At 48.9% G+C, this 417-nt stretch carries 1 protein-coding gene; it reads left to right on the forward strand.

Annotated elements, in window-relative coordinates:
• Positions 1-417: NFACT family protein (locus FH871_RS34395; protein WP_229317750.1), on the forward strand; the 417-nt coding region annotated here is incomplete at both ends.

The following is a 417-nucleotide window of genomic DNA, read 5'->3' on the forward strand; positions in this document are numbered from 1 at the left end:
CTCAGGAAGGTCGTCTCTTTGAAATCCTGCAAACGCAAGACCTCAGTCCCAAAAGCCTGCAAAAACTCTTTCAAGGTTTGGGACGGGATACCGCTCAAGAGTTAGCTAGCTATCTACAAGCAGATAGGCTCAAGAACTTCCGAGCCTTCTTCAATCAGCCCTGCCAGCCCAGCCTAACAGAGAAAAGTTTCGCTCCTGTTGCCTTTAGCGACAGCCAGAAGGACTTTGCCAGCCTGTCTGAGCTTATGGACTTCTACTATCAAGATAAGGCTGAGCGAGACCGAGTTGCTCAACAGGCCAGCGACCTTATTCACCGTGTCCAAAATGACCTAGAAAAAAATAAAAAGAAGCTGGTCAAGCAGGAAAAAGAACTGGCGGCGACTGAAAAGGCTGAAAGCTTCCGCCAGAAGGGTGAAC

The organism is Larkinella sp. C7 (assembly GCF_006149005.1).
GTDB lineage: Bacteria > Bacteroidota > Bacteroidia > Cytophagales > Spirosomataceae > Larkinella.